This window comes from Nonomuraea insulae (genome assembly GCF_042656245.1).
Window position 1 is genome coordinate 107,456 of the sequence record NZ_JBHSPA010000055.1, and the last position, 15,928, is coordinate 123,383.

Sequence of the window (15,928 nt, forward strand, 5' to 3'; positions counted from 1 at the left end):
GTGACCAACCATACCCGCGCCGAACTTATTCCGTTGCACAGCCGTCTAGTCATTACGGACGATATTTACGTCCCACACGGGGAAGGAGGGGTACTCATGATTGCCGCGGTTCTCCTCGTCATACTGATGGTCGTCGCGGTGGCGACCACGGAGCTGTGCATGCGCTGCTCCGCAGAGAGCAAAGAGAGTGTCGAGTCCCCGGTCGAGATCACCGGGGACTAGTCTCTCCCGCATGTCCCTGCTTCTCTGGCTGCACATCGGATTCGCGATCTTCACGATCGGCCCGGTCACCGCCGCGACGATGGCCGCGCCGCGCGCCATCCGCACCAAGAACGTGCCCGCGCTCCAGTTCATCCAGCGTACGACGAGGATCTACAGCCTCGGCAGCCTGGGTGTGTTCGTGTTCGGACTGGTGCTCGGCATCGTGGTGGGCGGCGGGCTGCTCGGCAAGTGGTACATGACGGCGTCCATGACGCTGTTCATCGTGGCCGCCGTGCTGCTCGTCATCATCGACCGGGATCTGCGCACCGCCGTCCAGGCGCTCTCGAGCGAGAGCGCCGAGGACGACGCGAAGGTCCAGAACGGGCGGATCGCCGCGATCAGCGGGCTGCTGTCCGTGATCTGGCTGGTGATCCTCTGCCTGATGGTGTTCCCCAGCTAGGACCCCGAGCAAGGCCCCTTAGGACCCCCAAAGACGATGGAGGTCAGGCCAGTGCCTGGGTGAGATCCGCGAGCAGGTCGTCGACGGTCTCGATGCCCACCGACAGCCGCACCAGGTCGCTGGGAACCTCCAGCGGCGACCCGGCCGCCGAGGCGTGCGTCATCCTGCCCGGATGCTCGATGAGCGACTCGACGCCCCCGAGCGACTCCCCCAGCGTGAACAGCTTGGCCTTGTCGCACACCGCCACAGCCTCCGCCTCGCCTCCGGCGACGCGGAACGACACCATGCCCCCGAACCGCCGCATCTGCTTGGCGGCGATCTCGTGCCCGCCGTGCTCGGCCAGGCCGGGGTAGAGCACCTCGGTCACGCGCGGGTGGGCGAGCAGCAGGTCCACGACGCGTTCGGCGTTGTCGCAGTGGCGGTCCATGCGTACACCGAGGGTCTTGAGCCCGCGCAGCGTCAGCCACGCGTCGAACGGCCCCGCCACCGCCCCCATCGCGTTCTGGTAGTAGGTCAGCTCCTCCCCGAGCCCGGCGTCGGCGGCGACGAGAGCCCCGCCCACCACGTCGGAGTGCCCGCCGACGTATTTGGTGGTGGAGTGCACGACCACGTCGGCCCCCAGGGAGAGGGGCTGCTGCAGGTACGGGGAGGCGAACGTGTTGTCCACGACCAGCAGCGACCCGTTGTCGTGGGCGAGCTGGGCCAGGGCGGCGATGTCGGCGATGCCGAGCAGTGGGTTGGTGGGCGTCTCGACCCAGACCACCTTGGTCTTCTGCGTCATCGCCGAGGCCACCGCGTCGAGGTCGTGCAGCGGCACGGGGTCGTAGTGCAGCTCCCAGCGCTCGTGCACCTTGGCGAACAGCCGGTAGGTGCCCCCGTAGGCGTCGTTCGGGATGATCACGTGGTCCTGCGGCTTGCACACCGCGCGCAGGAATGTGTCCTCGGCGGCCAGCCCCGACGCGAACGCCAGCCCCCGCGCCCCGCCCTCCACGGCGGCCAGCGCGGATTCGAGCGCGGTCCTGGTGGGGTTGGCCGAGCGGCTGTACTCATATCCGGAACGCAGACCGCCCACGCCGTCCTGCTTGTACGTGGAGGTGGCGTAGATCGGTGGCACGACCGCACCGGTCAGCGGGTCGGGCTCCTGACCTGCGTGGATGGCCAGCGTCTCAAAACCGTTGCTCATACAGGCAACGGTAACGGAAGACGGNCCGCGATCCGTCCCCTCCGGATCGCGCCCCGCTGACGGGCGCCGTCCCCACGGCCCCCGTACGGGCTCACGCGCCATGCCCGCGCGAGCCGGGTCGGTCAGGCCGCCTTGGGCTCGTGACGGTCCCCGTCTGACCTGGACGGGAGCCGTACGACATCCGCCTTGATGAACCGGCCTCTGCCTCCCTCCGCCTGCTCCCCGTTGATACGGGAGAGCAGCACGGGGTCGGTCAGCGCGAGCAGCACCGCGACGACCAGTCCGACACCCAGCAGAGCGAACCCGATGGCAACCATTTCTCTGTCCCCTTCCGACGTATCCAGCATCGGCGACGCACCCCATCCGCCGCCTCCACTGAAGGACTGGTCTCCCGCGCTCCCTCTCGGCCGAACGGTTGATATGAGTTGTCCGACTTCCGGCCTAGGCTCAAGGCCGTGGGGGACTCCAAACGCGTCGTGTACTGGGTCCGCCGGCTGAGCGAGATCGCGATGCTCGGCTGGCTGGGCCTGATGTTGCTGCTCGACCTCGTGCTCGCCACCACCATCGGGGGTCTCCAGTGGCTCGTGCCCATCTGCGGCGCGGCCGGGATCACCGCCGTGGTGCTGCGGCGCCGATACCGGCTGAACGGGTTCCTCGTCATGCTGGGCCTGTCGTTCGGCACATCGGTGCTCATCGGCGGCACCCAGCTCCCCGGTGTGCCGGGCATGACCGAGACGGGCTCGCTGCTCATCCTGCTCATCGGCGTGCTGCGGCACGTCGAGCCGGTGCGCAAGGCGGCGGTCCTGGCATGTGTGGCGCTGGTCGTCCTGATGTCCGAGGCGAGCGCGCGCGACTACAACAGCTCGGGGCTGGCGTTCTCGTTCCTGCTGTTCGCGGGGTGGTCGACGGCCGCGGGAGTCGGCGGCTACCTGCGCTTCCAGCAGGAGCGCCGCACGGAGGCGGTCCATTCGGTACGCCGTGCGGAGCGCCTGGAACTGGCCAGGGAACTGCACGACCTGGTCGCCCACCACATCACGGGCATCGTCGTCCAGGCCCAGGCCGCCCGTACGGTCGCCGAGACCAGACCGGACGCGGTGGCCCCCGCGCTGGACGCGATCGCGACGGCGGGTTCCGAGGCGCTGACGTCGATGCGGCGCATGGTCACCGTCCTGCGCACGGAGGACGACGCGGACCGCAGGCCCGGCACCACGCTGGCCGACCTGCGGATGCTGGCCGACCGGTTCTCGGCGGACGGGCCGAAGGTGGCGTTCGAGATCGGCCAGGGACTCGACGACCGTACGCTGCCGCCGGAGGTCATGACGACCCTGCACCGGGTGCTCCAGGAGGCCCTCACGAACATCCGCAAACACGCCTCCCGCACCGCCTGGGTGGAGGCGGACCTGCGCCGCTTCGAGCGGGTGGCGGTGTTGCGGATACGGAACTTCGGCTCCGGCTCAGACCCTCGGGTCGCTCGCCTTGGCGGCGGGTTCGGGCTGGTCGGGATGGCCGAGCGGGTGGAGGCGCTGGGCGGCAGGCTCTACGCGGGCCCGTCCCCCGAGGGGGCCTGGGAAGTGGTCGCCGAGTTCCCCCTCCCCTGACTCCAGCGCCTGCCTGAGCGCCTCGTCACCGAGCAGGTCACGCAGCCGCCCGAGGATCCGCTCCACATCCAGCCGCTCACTCGGCGGCAACGGCGCCCCGACCGCCCGCCTGACGGCCCCCGCCGCCCCCAGCGCCCGCGCCCCCTCCCTGACACCGGAACCCGCCGCCTCCCCGGCGCTGGACCCCGCCCCGAGCAACCCCGCCGCCTCCCTGGCGCCGGCGCCTGCCCCAGCCCCGAGCGACAGCGCTCCGGCCAGCCCCTCCAGGGCCAGCGCGACCGCCCGCGGATCCCCCGTGCTCCGGGCCGCCGCATATCCCTCCCGGTGCCGTTCCAGCGCCCCTTCCGCGTCCCCCCGCTGCTCGGCCGCGAACCCCAGCTCGGCCATGACGAGCGCGATGCCGGGCGTCCCCCGCACCAGCCGCAGCCACTCCAGCACGGGCACCAGGTAAGCCTCCGCCTCCTCGTAGCGCCCCTGCCGCCGCGCGCTCATGGCCAGCCCGAGCAGGGCGTTCTCCTCGGCCGACTTGTACGCCTGCTCGACCGCCAGAACCCTGGCCCGCTCGTGGTAGTGGTCGGCCCGCCCGTAGTCCCCCGCCAGCAACGCGATCCGCCCCAGCCCCGCCAGCTTGAACGACACCTCGAACCCCAGCTCCTCGGCCAGCCGCAGCCCCTCCTCCCGCAGCCGGGCGACCTCGGCGTAGTCGCCCCGGATCTCGGCGGCCCGATCGAGCGCGTCCATGGCCTCGATCTGCCCCCACCCGTCCCCGAGCTCCCTGAACAGAGCCAGCCCCCGCTTCCCGCCCCGCTCCATCGCCCCCAGGTCACCCTGCCCGACGGCGAGCTTGCCCCGCAGGCACAGGGCCGCCGCGACCCCCCACCGGTCCCCCAGCGCCTCGAACCCCGCCAGCGCCCGCTCCGCCGCCGCCACGTGCGCCGAGCGATCCCCGTACGCCCACCGGACGTGACTCAGCAGCCAGTCCGCCAGCGCCCTCCCGGCGGGGTCGAGATCGTCCCAGCGCACGGGCGAGGCCGTCGCACCGATCAGCAGCTCGACCCCGGCCAGCCAGACGGACGCCCTCGCCGCCTCAGCTCCGACGGCCTGCCCGCCCAGGACGGCGGCCACCGACCGCCGCGCCTCACGCAGCCGCCCGCGCAGAATCCAGTACCAGGCCAGGGCGTTGACCAGCCGCAGCGGCGACGGCCCGGCCAGCGCGAGCCGCAGATTGTCGCTCTCCGCGTCGAGCCGCGCGAGCCACTCCCGCTGCCCCGCCCCCCGGAGATCCGCCCGCACGGCCAGCTCGGTGTAGTAACGAGCGTGCCGCTCCTTGATCAGCTCGTGCTCGCCCGCCTCCCTGAGCCGCTCCAGGCAGTACGCCCCCACGGACTCCAGCAGCCGGTACCGCGGCCCAGGCCCCACCAGCGACCGATCCACCAGCCGGGCCAGCACGTCCAGCACATCGACGCCTGGCTCGGCACAGACCTCCTCAGCGGCCTCCAGCGTGCATCCGTCGGCGTGCACGGCCAGCCGCCGCAACACCACCCGCTCGGCCTCGCCCAGCAGCTCCCAGCTCCAGTCGATCATCGCCCGGAGGGTGCGCTGCCGCGCGGGCGCGTCCCGCTTCCCGGCGCTGAGCACCCGGAACCGATCATCCAGCCGATCCGCCAGCTCCCGTACGCCGAGCGCCCGCACCCGGGTCGCGGCCAGCTCAAGAGCCAGCGGGATCCCGTCCAGCCGGCGGCAGATGCCGGCCACGGTCTCATCGGCCTCGACGTTCGCCCGTGCCGTGAACAGCCGTACGGCCTCGGCCTCCGGCAGCGGCGGCACCACCCGTACGGACTCGCCCGTCACCCCCAGCGGCTCCTGGCTGGTGGCCAGCACCCGCAGCCCGGGCGCGGCCCGCAACAGGCCCGGCACCAGCGAGGCCACCGCCTCCACCAGGTGCTCGCAGTTGTCCAGCACCAGGAGCATGCGCTTGTTCGCCAGAACCCGGGCCAGCCGCGCCCCCAGCGGCTCACCGGCGTCGTCACGCACCCCGAGCACCGCCGCGACCGCCTCGCACGGATCCACCGCCCCGGCCAGCTCGACCAGCCACACCCCGTCCGGCTGGTCCTGGGCGGCCGACACCGCCAGCGCGAGCCGCGTCTTGCCCACGCCGCCCGTCCCCGTGAGCGTCACCAGCCGGGACACCTCCAGCAGCTCCCTGACCTCCCTCAGCTCACCCTCCCGCCCGATCAGCCCGCTCACCGGCGCGGGCAGGTTCGTACGGGGCGCGCCGCGGAGCCCCGGATCCTGCCGCAACATCGCCTGGTGCAACGAGGCCAGCTCAGGCGACGGATCCACCCCCAGCTCCGCACGCAGCCGCCCCCGCAACCCCTCGTAGGCCGCCAGCGCCTCCCCCTGCCGCCCACCCCGGTACAGCCCCGTCATGTGCGCCGCCACCAGCCGCTCCCGCAGCGGATTCCTGGCCGCCAGCTCGCCGAGGTCCACGGACTCGCCCAGCGCGAGCCGTACCTCGGCCTGCTCCTCCAGCGCCGCCAGCCGCGTCTCCTCCAGTCGCGCGACCTCGGCACGGGCGAAGTCCGCGTCGGCGAAGTCACCGTAGGCGGGCCCACGCCACAACCCGAGTGCCTCCTCCAGCTCGGCGGCCCGCACCGAGGGATCGGCCGAGCGACGGCCGGCCAGCTCCAGGAACAGGCCGGCGTCGGAGTCGTGGGCCGCCAGCCGGTACCCGGAAGGCCCCAGCACCACCGAGGCGGGACCTCCGAGCGCACGCCGGAGCTGGGACACGCGGGCCTGGAGGGTGCCGAGCGGGGTGGGCCGCGCGCCCCACAGGTCGTCGAGCAGCCGGTCCGCGGAGACGGGCCCGCCCCCGTGCGCGAGCAGGTCGGCCAGGAGCGCACGCACCTTGACCTCGCCCACGCGTACGGGAGAGCCGTCCTCCGCCCAGACCCGCAACGGGCCGAGCACCCCAAAACGCACCACGTAACCATCAACCCGTAGCGGACCCGAAGGATTTCCGTAGCGCCCTGCCCGATGGTGGAGCGCATGAGCGAATTGACAGTTGTGGGACTCGGCCCGATGGGCTCGACGATGGCCGAGACGTTCCTGGCCGCGGGCCACCGGGTGGCGGTATGGAACCGTACGGAGAGCAAAACGGGCCCGCTGGTGGCCAAGGGCGCCAGGCGCGCGGCGACGGCCGCGGACGGCGAGTTGCTGGTGATCAGCCAGATCGGCTACCAGGCGATGTACGACAGCCTCGGCGAGGCCGGGCTGGAGGGAAAGGTGGTCGTCAACCTGAGCTCCGGCACTCCGGACGAGCTGCGCGAGGCGGCCGGCTGGGTGGCGGAGCGCGGCGGCACGCTGATCACGGCAGGCATCATGGTGCCTCCTCCGGGAATCGGCAAGCCGGGGGCGTACACGTTCTACAGCGGCCCTGAAGAGGTGCTCGACCGGCACGCGGCGACCCTGAGAGCGCTCGGTGAGGTCACGTACGTGGGCGAGGATCACGGCCTGGCGATGATGTACTACCAGTCCCAGTTGCTGATCTTCTGGTCCAGCCTGACCAGCTACATGCACGCCACGGCCCTGCTGGGCACGGCCGGGGTGGCTCCGAAGGACTTCCTGCCGTTCGCGAGCGGCATCTTCACCCAGCTCGGCGGCGACGGCCCCATGGGCTACGCCAAGATCCTGGCGGACAGCTTCGAGGCCGGGGTCTACCCGGGCGAGCAGAACTCCCTGCACATGCAGGCCGTCGGCCTGGGCCACGCCGTGGAGGCGCTGGAGCAGGCCGGGCTGGAGACCACGGTGCCGAAGGCGCTGGCGCGGCTGTTCGAGCGCGCCGACGCCGAGGGCCGCGGCGAGGAGGGCCTCGGCACCGTGATCGAGTCGATCAGAAAGCCCTAGTGGTTGGCGAGGAAGGCCAGCAGGTCCTGCCGGGTGAGCAGCCCGCAGGGCTTGCCGTCTTCCAGCACAACTGCCGCATCCGCCTTCTCCAGCGCTTCCACCGCACGCGACACTGGTTCACCACTGCCGATCGTGGGTAGCGGCGCCGACATGTGATCAGCGATCGAGTCGTCGGAGGAGAGCCTGCCGTGATAGAGCGCTTCGAGGAGGTCGCGCTCCACTATGGAGCCGACCACCTCGGCCGCCATGACCGGCGGCTCCTCCTTCATCACGGGGAGCTGGGACACCGAGTATTCACGCATGATCGCGATGGCCGTGCCGACCGACTCATGCGGATGAACGTGCACGAACTCGGGCAGCCCAGGCCTCTTGCGTGCCAGCACGTCGCCGACCAGCCCCTCCTCGGTGGAGGTGGTCAGGAAGCCGTAGTCGGCCATCCAGTCGTCGTTGAAGATCTTCGACAGGTAGCCGCGGCCGCCGTCGGGCAGCAGGACGACCACCACGTCGTCGCGCTCCGCCTTGGCCGCCACGCGCAGCGCCGCCACGACCGCCATGCCGCAGGAGCCCCCGACCAGCAGCCCCTCCTCGCGGGCGAGCCTGCGGGTCATGTTGAAGGACTCCTTGTCGGACACCGCGATGATCTCGTCGCAGATCTCGGTGTCGTAGGTGACCGGCCAGATGTCCTCGCCGACCCCCTCCACCAGGTATGGCCGCCCGGACCCGCCGGAGTAGACCGAGCCCTCCGGGTCCGCCCCGATGATCTTCACCCGGCCGCCGGACACCTCCTTCAGGTAGCGCCCGGTGCCGCTGATCGTCCCCCCGGTGCCGATGCCCGCCACGAAGTGCGTGACCGTGCCGCCGGTCTGCTCCCACACCTCGGGCCCCGTCGAGTGGTAGTGGGAGTCGGGGTTGTTGACGTTGGAGTATTGGTCGGGCTTCCAGGCGTTGGGCACCTCGCGGGCCAGCCGGTCGGAGACCGAGTAGTAGGAGTCGGGGTGCTCGGGCGAGACGGCGGTCGGGCAGACGACGACCTCGGCTCCGTACGCCCGCAGCACCGCGATCTTGTCCCCGGCCACCTTGTCCGGCACCACGAACAGGCACCGATAGCCCTTCTGCTGCGCCACGATGGCCAGCCCCACCCCGGTGTTGCCCGAGGTCGGCTCCACGATCACACCGCCGGGCCGCAGCGCGCCCGACTTCTCCGCGGCCTCGATCATGCGCACCGCGATGCGGTCCTTGACCGAGCCGCCCGGGTTGAAGTACTCGACCTTGGCGAGCACCTGAGCGGGCACGCCCGCGTTGACTTTGTGCAACCTGACGAGCGGGGTGTTGCCCATCAGGTCGACCAGGGAATCGTAAACGCGCACCGAGGTGTTCACCTTCTTTGCCGAAGCTTGATCAGCTTGTGGATGGCCGAGATCCAGTGGGGGCGGCGGGCCCTCGGCTACTTTCAAGGCAAACGCTACCGCCGAGTTCGACTAGGGAGGGCACCTACGTGGTCTGGGCACCTGGCATGGCGCGCGCGGCGCGGAAGATCGCCACAGCGGCGGCGCTCGGAGGGGGCGGACTGACCGCTCTCGGAGTCACGGCATACGGTCTGCTGATCGCCGAAGGGCTGTTCGCGCGCAAGGCCATCGGCCGCCCTCACGGACTGGACGGCCCGCCCTCCGACGGCCTGTACGGCGGCGGCTTCCCCGGCGAGCCGCTCAAGATGGCCATGCTCGGCGACTCCACCTCGGTCGGCCTCGGCATGACCGACCCCGCCAGGACCCCCGGCGTGTTGCTGGCCAACGGCCTGGCCGCGGTCGCCGAACGCCCGGTGCGCCTGGTCGTCGCGGGCAAGTCCGGCGCCCCCTCCGCCGACCTGGCCGAACAGGTGGACGTGGCGCTGGCCATGGAGCCCGACCTGGCGGTGATCTTCGTGGGGGCGAACGACATCATCACGCAGACGCCGCCCGCGACCGCCGTACGGCATCTGACCAAGGCGGTGCGGCGGCTGCGGGACGCGGGGGCCGAGGTGGTCGTGGGCACGTGTCCCGACCTCGGCACCGTGCGGCCGATCGGGCAGCCGCTGCGCTGGGTGACGCGGCGCTGGAGCCGGCAGCTCGCGGCGGCGCAGACGGTGGCCGTGGTGGACGCGGGCGGCCGTACGGTGGCGTTCGCCGACGTCCTGGGCCCGGAGTTCGCGACAAATCCGACAGAAATGTTCGGACCCGATCGTTTCCATCCATCTGACCGAGGTTACGCGCAGGCCGCTTACGCGGTGCTACCGTCGGTGTGCGCTGCGTTGGGGCTGTGGCCTGAGCCGCGCCCCGCACGCGGCGAAGCACTGCAACCGATCTACCTCGCGGCGGCTACGGCCGCGGAGGAGCCCGGCACCGAGGTCACCGCGACCCGGGTCGACGGACGGGCGACGGGCCTGCATGGGAAGTGGGCGACGTTGTTCCGGCGGAGACTCGGCGAGGCAGTCAACGACACCTGACGGCCGCGCACCCCTGGCCGGTCACCCTCCGCACCGGAGTCGCCACTCCCCGTCCTCTTTGGAGTGGATTGCCCGTGCTCCGGCGCCTCTGGAAACCGTCCCTCGCCCTAGCCGGAACTTTCGCCGCCACCGCCTGCTCAGGCAGCGACGCGGCCACCACCTCGGCCTTCCCGACCTGGGACAACTCCCAGGTCAACGTCATCAGCCGAACGGCGGTGGCCGCCGGAGTCGTCGCCACCACGTCCATGAAGCCCGACGGCGCCCTTGAGACCGTCGCCGTCGACCTGCACGACGGCAAACGGCTGTGGGCCTACCCCGCCACGATGGCCGGCCGCCTGCCCGGCATGGGCGTCTCCACCCCCGCGATCGTGGAGACGGCCGAGGGCCAGGGCGTGGTCGCCGCGCTCGACCCGGGCAAGAAGGCCCGCTGGAACGCCACCCTCATCGTCCGCGACGCCCGCTCCGGGGTGCAGAAGTGGACGAGGCCGGTGCATTCGACGTTCGGCCCGCAGCGCTGCGGGCCCTACCTCTGCCTGTCCGAGCACACCGCCCTGGCCAAGGCGCGCACGGTGGTGCTCGACCCGGCGACCGGCAAGCAGGTGTGGAACCTGCCGGGGATCTCCGAGGTCGAGTGGTCGGACCAGACCCGGGTGGTGCTGCTCAGGCTGGCCGCCAACCCCATGCTGGAGTCCTACGAGCTCAAGTCCGGCAAGCTGCAGTGGCAGCAGCCGATCGAGCAGGCGCTCGGGCCCGGGATCGACATGTCGGGCGGGTGGGCGTTCGGCGCCACGGGCGACGACCTGGTCGGCTACGTCGCCCCCTACACCAACCCGCGGACGAAGAAGGTCTCCACCTTCGGGCTGTTCTCCGTGAAGATCGCCGACGGGACGATCAACTGGATGCGGCCCTCGGTCGTACGCGTCTATCCGAGCGGCAACCCAGGCCACGCCCCGGTCGTGCGCCCCGTCGACCGGCAGGGCGCCTATGGCGGCTTCGCCCGGCTCGACTCCGCCTCCGGCCGCGTGGTCGGCCAGATCGGCGCCGACGAGGTGCCCGGCTCGGGCTGGTGGCTGGCCTTCCCCGACGGCATGACCAGGCTCGGCTTCCTCAAGCACAACGCCAAGGGCTCGGCCTTCGACCTCGTCTCGGGCAGGTCCGTACCGGTGGAGGAGGAGCGCGGCTGGTCCTTCTGCGTCACCGACCCCAAGCCCCTGCCGCTGCGCGGGCAGGCGCCCGGCTTCTACTCCACGGCCGCCGTCTGCGAGTACGACCTCGGCACCGGCAAGCGGATCTCCCCCGCCACGCCCCCGCCGCCGTGGTTCACGGGCAGCCAGGACGGCTGGCGGTTGTGGCGCGACGAGAAGGGGGCCCTGCACGCCGTGAACGACCACACGGCGACGGTGCCGGGTATGTACGGATAAAGGGTCGGCGGGCCTTGCGCGAAGAACTGGAATATAGTTCTACTATTAGCGCCGACAAAGGAGGGTCCATGCCCGAGGCAGTCATCGTCGCAACCGCGCGATCCCCGATCGGACGAGCTTTCAAGGGGTCGCTCAAGGACATCAGGCCCGACGACCTGACCGTGCAGATGATCCAGGCGGCGCTGGCCAAGGTGCCCCAGCTCGACCCGGCCTCGATCGAGGACATCATGCTCGGGTGCGGTCTGCCCGGGGGTGAGCAGGGCTTCAACATGGCCAGGGTCGTGGCCGTGATGCTGGGGCTCGACAACGTGCCCGGCACCACCGTGACCCGCTACTGCTCCTCCTCGCTGCAGACCACCCGGATGGCCTTCCATGCCATCAAGGCCGGCGAGGGCGACGTGTTCGTGTCGGCGGGGGTCGAGACCGTCTCCCGCTTCGCCAAGGGCAACTCGGACTCGCTGCCCGACACGCACAACCCGATCTTCCTGGACGCGCGCGGCCGTACCAAGGAGTTCGCCGAGGGCGGGCGCGCCTGGCACGACCCCCGCCAGGACGACGCGATCCCCGACGTCTACGTCGCCATGGGCCAGACCGCCGAGAACCTGGCCCAGATCAAGGGCGTCTCCCGCCAGGAGCAGGACGAGTTCGGCGTACGGTCGCAGAACATGGCAGAGAAGGCGCTGGCCGACGGGTTCTGGCAGAAGGACATCACGCCCGCGACCCTGCCGGACGGCACCGTGGTGAGCAGGGACGACGGGCCGCGGGCCGGGACGACGTACGAGAAGGTCTCCTCGCTGGCCCCGGTCTTCCGCCCCGACGGCACCGTCACGGCGGGCAACTGCTGCCCGCTCAACGACGGGGCCGCGGCCGTCATCGTCATGAGCGACGTCAAGGCCGCCGAGCTGGGCATCACGCCGCTGGCCAGGATCGTCTCCACCGGCGTCTCCGGCCTGTCGCCCGAGATCATGGGCCTCGGGCCCGTGGAGGCGTCGAAGCAGGCGCTGAGCAGGGCCGGGATGGCGATCGACGACATCGACCTGGTGGAGATCAACGAGGCGTTCGCGGCCCAGGTGATCCCCTCCTACCGTGAGCTGGGGATCGACCTCGACCGGCTCAACGTCAACGGCGGGGCGATCGCGGTCGGGCACCCGTTCGGGATGACCGGCGCGCGGATCACCTCGACGCTGATCAACAGCCTGACGCACCACGACAGGAACATCGGGCTGGAGACGATGTGCGTGGGCGGAGGCCAGGGCATGGCGATGGTCCTGGAGCGCCTGAGCTGACCCTCGCCCACTGCGGGGCCTAACCGTGCTGGTCGGGCCCCGCGTGGGTGGGAGTGATGCGCATGATGACGCGCCGGTCGCGGGCCATGGCGGCGCGGTAGTCGTCCCAGTCGGGGTGCTCGCCCGAGATGTCCCGGTAGTACGCGACCAGCATCTCCATGGCCTCCGGCAGGGGGACGATCTCCGCCGTGCCGTTCACCTGGATCCACTCCCCGAAGAAGCGGTCGGTGAACACGCAGAGCGAGACCTGCGGATCAAGGCGCGCGTTGCGTACCTTGATCGCCGTTTCCCTGGTGCTGACGACCACATGCCCGTCCTGAACACCCACGGTGACCGGCGACATCTGCGGCCGCCCGTCGCGGTGCCTGGTCAGCAGGACGGCCTTGTGGTTGGTGCGGAGAAAGCCCAGTGCCTTGTCGAGATCCATTCCCACATGATGACGCGCCCGCGCTTGCGGCGCGGGCGCGGGTGGCTGGAAGGGCTTAGATGAAGCCCATGCGGTTATGGCGGCGCCGCTCGTGCTCGTGGACGATCGCGGCGGCGTAGCCATGGGATAGCCCGTGCTCGTCGGCGAGCCAGTTGGCCCGTTCGTCGCACCTCAGGAAAGCCGGGCCGTTGTCGATGGCTTGAAACCACTCGGGGAGTTCGCGTCCCGTGATCGTTGGGACCCTTGCGATGAGCTTCGTCTGCGTCTCCGGTGAGTGGTTCAAGGACATGGGCACCTCCGCGGATTAAGGTCCTTTGCTTGACAGTGCAACACGCAGGTGCGATTGGCAAGCCCCCAACCTGGCATCATTCTGTGACGGCGGGTAGATTTTCCGTCGCACAGCGAGAGGGCCCCGCCGACTGTGGCGAGGCCCTCCGGATGTCGCGAGGCTGAACGGTCAGTCGCTACTGGTGAAATAGCTGACGAACCGGAGCACCTCCAGGTAGATCCACACCAGGCTCAACGTCAGGCCGAACGCGCACTGCCAGGCGAACTTCTCGGGCGCGCCCTGCTTGACGCCCTGCTCGATCGAGTCGAAGTCGAGCAGCAGGAAGAAGCAGCCGAGCAGGATCATCACGACGCTGAAGATCCAGCCGATCGGGCTGTCGGTGCGCAGGCCGAGACCACCGTCGACGAAGATGCCGACGAGCAGGTTGACCAGGATCAGCCCGAGGGCCGCGATGGCGGCGGCGACGGTGAACTTCACCAGCTTGGGCGTGACCCGCACGACGCGTAGCGAGTAGACGGTCAGCACCGCGCCGAAGGCGAACGCCGTGCCCAGCACCGCCTGTAGGACGATGCCGCTGACCATGCCCTCGAAGACCGAGCTGATCTTGCCGAGGAAAATACCCTCGAACACCGCGTACGCCAGGATGAGCACCGGGTTGGTGCTCATCGTGAACGAGGCGATCAGGCCCAGGACCAACGCCACGATGGCGGCGCCGATGGCGATCATGGGCGGGACGTTGAGAATCCAGGCCGCGGCGGCGGCCACGACGAGTGTCCCGAGGGTCAAGAACCCTCGGACCACGACGTCGTCAAGGGTCATGCTCCGGAACGCCGGCCGGGACGGGGGTGCGTACGACGGGGAGTCGTACATGTTGCGCAACTGGTCGGGGGACGGGGCGGGACCGGCCCACCCCGTCGCGGACTGCTGCCGCGACCTGCTGAATACGGGGTTCTTGCTCTCCATCGCTGCCTCCTGTGACGCCGAGCCTACGGGGCGCGGCGGCACCTTGGTCAACTGACGCTCAGATCGGTGTTTCGTTCGGGACTTCGGCTGCGATCACAACGAACGTGCCCGCCGGGGAGTTCCCCGCCACCTGGAGGTGGCCGGGCCCGGCCACCCGGTGACGGTGTTTCCCGAACGGAAAAGGCCGGTTGTAAAGCGTAGTCAACCATTCACGGAAAGAAACTCCCGCCTGTGCAGAAAACCGTCAGGTTGTCAATATCGACTGGAGCACGAAAAGTTTTCGAGCGGGCAAACACGAGGGTGGGTCAACAACCCGCCGGTCAGAGCTTACTCGTCGGCTCCCAGGTCCCACTCGGCCGGTACGGGGCCGGGCATTCACGGCCCGTGAGCGCCTGGTGACAGGGCAACTCCGCAACAAGTCGGCACCGGCGGTGAAGGGCCGGCCAGGACCCTTCCGGCGATCGCGGTAAACCTCCAGGTCAGAGACCTAAATAGCCAATAAAGATGGCAAGTGCCCCCGGCGGGATTCGAACCCGCACGTCAACCCTTTTAAGGGGTTTGCCTCTGCCATTGGGCTACGGGGGCGCCGCAATCATACGAAACGGACCATGCTTCCGAGGAGCACAACTTCGCATCAGGCGTCACAAGTGTGAAGTCTGCGGTGAAGTGATAGCGCTCCAGGGACTCTGTCCAAGAAGAGTAGACCGTCCAGATGGTCCAGTTGGTGCTGAATGCAACGAGCTTCGAAGGCATCCGCTTCGATGGTGACCGCCTCGCCGCTGCCTGGCAAATGCCCATGTACGGTGATACGCCCCGCGCGGCGTACATCGGCCGTGAGTCCCCTGATGGACGCGCACCCCTCTCGCCCGCTCTCCCAGTGGGCCGCGCCGGCGAGCCGTGGATTGGCCACCACGAGCTCTCCGGCCCATGACCGACTCTTGGGGTGGCTCCCCGCGTCAAAGGCGATCAGCCGCAAGCTCAGCCCTATCTGGGGGGCCGCCAGGCCCATCGTGGCGGGCTCCTGGCGCAGGGTCGCGAGAAGATCGGCCGCGGCGGCCACGATCTCGGGGGCGGTGGGGTCCACCGGCTCCGCCGTGGCGGACAGGAGGGGGTGGGGGGCGCCGAGCACCTCGCGCGCGGTCCCCCCTGCCCGCTTCACAGCAGGTCCGGTTCGACTGGCCTGAAGGTGATGTCCGAGTCGAGACTGGCGCCGACGGCCGCCAGCCTGCGCATGAGCGCCGCCACGTCCACCTCCTTCGGTAGCTCGACGTCGGCGATCAGGACATAGAGCCGCCCGGTGAGCCTGGTGCTCATGCCCGTGATGTTGCCGCCGTCCGCGGCCAGCACGGCGCTGACGGCGGAGATGATGCCCGGCCGGTCGGGGCCGTACACGGTCAGCACGTAGCCGAGACCGCCGCCGTCGTCGCAGAAGTGGCGGCGGGCCTCGATGGCCGAGGCGGTGACCACCAGCTCCGGATCCCCGAGGCGTTTCCCCAACTCGGCCGCGTCCAGCTCGCCGGAGACGAGCAACATCATCGCGATGTGGCCGCCGAGCAGCGTCATGGTCGAGTCCTGGATGTTCGCCCCGCAGTCGGCGAGCGAACCGGTGACCGCGGCGATCACGCCGGGCCGGTCGACGCCGAGCACGGTCACCGCTGAAAGACCCACCCGTGGTACCCCTTCCGCTCAAGGGTGCCGAAACGCCCCGGCGA

The 15,928-nt window shown here is 70.3% G+C and carries 15 protein-coding genes, 1 tRNA gene and 1 pseudogene; 7 read left to right on the forward strand and 10 right to left on the reverse strand.

Annotated elements, in window-relative coordinates:
• The first annotated feature begins 96 nt into the window (after positions 1-96).
• Positions 97-222 carry a hypothetical protein gene (locus ACFPZ3_RS42090; RefSeq protein WP_379519970.1) on the forward strand — a complete coding sequence of 42 codons (126 nt, stop codon included), beginning with the start codon at positions 97-99 and terminating at the stop codon, positions 220-222.
• A 10-nt stretch (positions 223-232) separates the two neighbouring features.
• Complete coding sequence (locus ACFPZ3_RS42095; protein ID WP_379519971.1) at positions 233-661, forward strand: DUF2269 family protein; 429 nt, start codon at positions 233-235, stop codon at positions 659-661.
• 43 nt (positions 662-704) lie between these two features.
• Here the strand turns inward: ACFPZ3_RS42095 and ACFPZ3_RS42100 are convergent, their stop codons facing one another.
• Both ACFPZ3_RS42100 and ACFPZ3_RS42105 read right to left on the reverse strand, forming a co-directional pair.
• Positions 705-1,844, reverse strand: coding sequence for a cystathionine gamma-synthase (locus tag ACFPZ3_RS42100; RefSeq protein WP_379519972.1), 1,140 nt, complete (start codon positions 1,842-1,844; stop codon positions 705-707).
• 122 nt (positions 1,845-1,966) lie between these two features.
• Positions 1,967-2,161, reverse strand: a complete 195-nt coding sequence (locus ACFPZ3_RS42105) for a hypothetical protein (protein WP_379519973.1) — start codon at positions 2,159-2,161, stop codon at positions 1,967-1,969.
• Positions 2,162-2,674: 513 nt separating this feature from the next.
• Between ACFPZ3_RS42105 and ACFPZ3_RS42110 the strand changes: the two are divergent.
• A pseudogene (locus ACFPZ3_RS42110) lies at positions 2,675-3,376 on the forward strand (sensor histidine kinase); the annotation flags it as partial.
• Here ACFPZ3_RS42110 and ACFPZ3_RS42115 read toward each other — a convergent pair.
• Positions 3,299-6,424: a BTAD domain-containing putative transcriptional regulator gene (locus tag ACFPZ3_RS42115; protein WP_379519974.1), complete on the reverse strand. Its 3,126-nt coding sequence runs from the start codon at positions 6,422-6,424 to the stop codon at positions 3,299-3,301. The pseudogene ACFPZ3_RS42110 and the gene ACFPZ3_RS42115 sit on opposite strands and share 78 nt — an antisense overlap.
• 66 nt (positions 6,425-6,490) lie before the next feature.
• Here ACFPZ3_RS42115 and ACFPZ3_RS42120 point away from each other — a divergent pair, with 66 nt between their 5' ends.
• A complete protein-coding gene (locus tag ACFPZ3_RS42120) occupies positions 6,491-7,348 on the forward strand; it encodes an NAD(P)-dependent oxidoreductase (RefSeq protein WP_379519975.1) in 858 nt (285 codons plus the stop codon).
• Here the strand turns inward: ACFPZ3_RS42120 and ACFPZ3_RS42125 are convergent.
• Positions 7,345-8,715 carry a cystathionine beta-synthase gene (locus tag ACFPZ3_RS42125; RefSeq protein ID WP_379519976.1) on the reverse strand — a complete coding sequence of 457 codons (1,371 nt, stop codon included), beginning with the start codon at positions 8,713-8,715 and terminating at the stop codon, positions 7,345-7,347. The two genes, ACFPZ3_RS42120 and ACFPZ3_RS42125, sit on opposite strands and share 4 nt — an antisense overlap.
• Positions 8,716-8,843: 128 nt before the next feature.
• Here ACFPZ3_RS42125 and ACFPZ3_RS42130 point away from each other — a divergent pair, with 128 nt between their 5' ends.
• The 3 genes from ACFPZ3_RS42130 to ACFPZ3_RS42140 all read left to right on the forward strand — a co-directional run bounded on the left by ACFPZ3_RS42130 (position 8,844) and on the right by ACFPZ3_RS42140 (position 12,537).
• A complete protein-coding gene (locus ACFPZ3_RS42130) occupies positions 8,844-9,830 on the forward strand; it encodes an SGNH/GDSL hydrolase family protein (protein WP_379519977.1) in 987 nt (328 codons plus the stop codon).
• Positions 9,831-9,904: 74 nt separating this feature from the next.
• Positions 9,905-11,251 carry an outer membrane protein assembly factor BamB family protein gene (locus tag ACFPZ3_RS42135; protein WP_379519978.1) on the forward strand — a complete coding sequence of 449 codons (1,347 nt, stop codon included), beginning with the start codon at positions 9,905-9,907 and terminating at the stop codon, positions 11,249-11,251.
• Between the two features lie 68 nt (positions 11,252-11,319).
• Positions 11,320-12,537, forward strand: a complete 1,218-nt coding sequence (locus ACFPZ3_RS42140) for an acetyl-CoA C-acetyltransferase (protein WP_379519979.1) — start codon at positions 11,320-11,322, stop codon at positions 12,535-12,537.
• A gap of 19 nt (positions 12,538-12,556) precedes the next feature.
• Here the strand turns inward: ACFPZ3_RS42140 and ACFPZ3_RS42145 are convergent, their stop codons facing one another.
• The 6 genes from ACFPZ3_RS42145 to ACFPZ3_RS42170 form a co-directional block, all read right to left on the reverse strand.
• Positions 12,557-12,964: a PPOX class F420-dependent oxidoreductase gene (locus ACFPZ3_RS42145; protein ID WP_379519980.1), complete on the reverse strand. Its 408-nt coding sequence runs from the start codon at positions 12,962-12,964 to the stop codon at positions 12,557-12,559.
• A gap of 55 nt (positions 12,965-13,019) precedes the next feature.
• Positions 13,020-13,253 (reverse strand): DUF4287 domain-containing protein, encoded by a 234-nt coding sequence (locus ACFPZ3_RS42150; protein WP_379519981.1) that lies wholly within the window; start codon positions 13,251-13,253, stop codon positions 13,020-13,022.
• Positions 13,254-13,421: 168 nt separating this feature from the next.
• Positions 13,422-14,216 carry a Bax inhibitor-1/YccA family protein gene (locus ACFPZ3_RS42155; protein WP_379519982.1) on the reverse strand — a complete coding sequence of 265 codons (795 nt, stop codon included), beginning with the start codon at positions 14,214-14,216 and terminating at the stop codon, positions 13,422-13,424.
• A gap of 512 nt (positions 14,217-14,728) precedes the next feature.
• Positions 14,729-14,801 (reverse strand) — tRNA-Leu (locus tag ACFPZ3_RS42160).
• Positions 14,802-14,850: 49 nt separating this feature from the next.
• Positions 14,851-15,375 (reverse strand): peptide deformylase, encoded by a 525-nt coding sequence (locus ACFPZ3_RS42165; RefSeq protein WP_379519983.1) that lies wholly within the window; start codon positions 15,373-15,375, stop codon positions 14,851-14,853.
• Positions 15,372-15,884, reverse strand: a complete 513-nt coding sequence (locus ACFPZ3_RS42170; protein WP_379519984.1) for a glycine cleavage system transcriptional repressor — start codon at positions 15,882-15,884, stop codon at positions 15,372-15,374. The genes ACFPZ3_RS42165 and ACFPZ3_RS42170 overlap by 4 nt, the downstream gene beginning before the upstream one ends.
• Between the last annotated feature and the right edge of the window lie 44 nt (positions 15,885-15,928).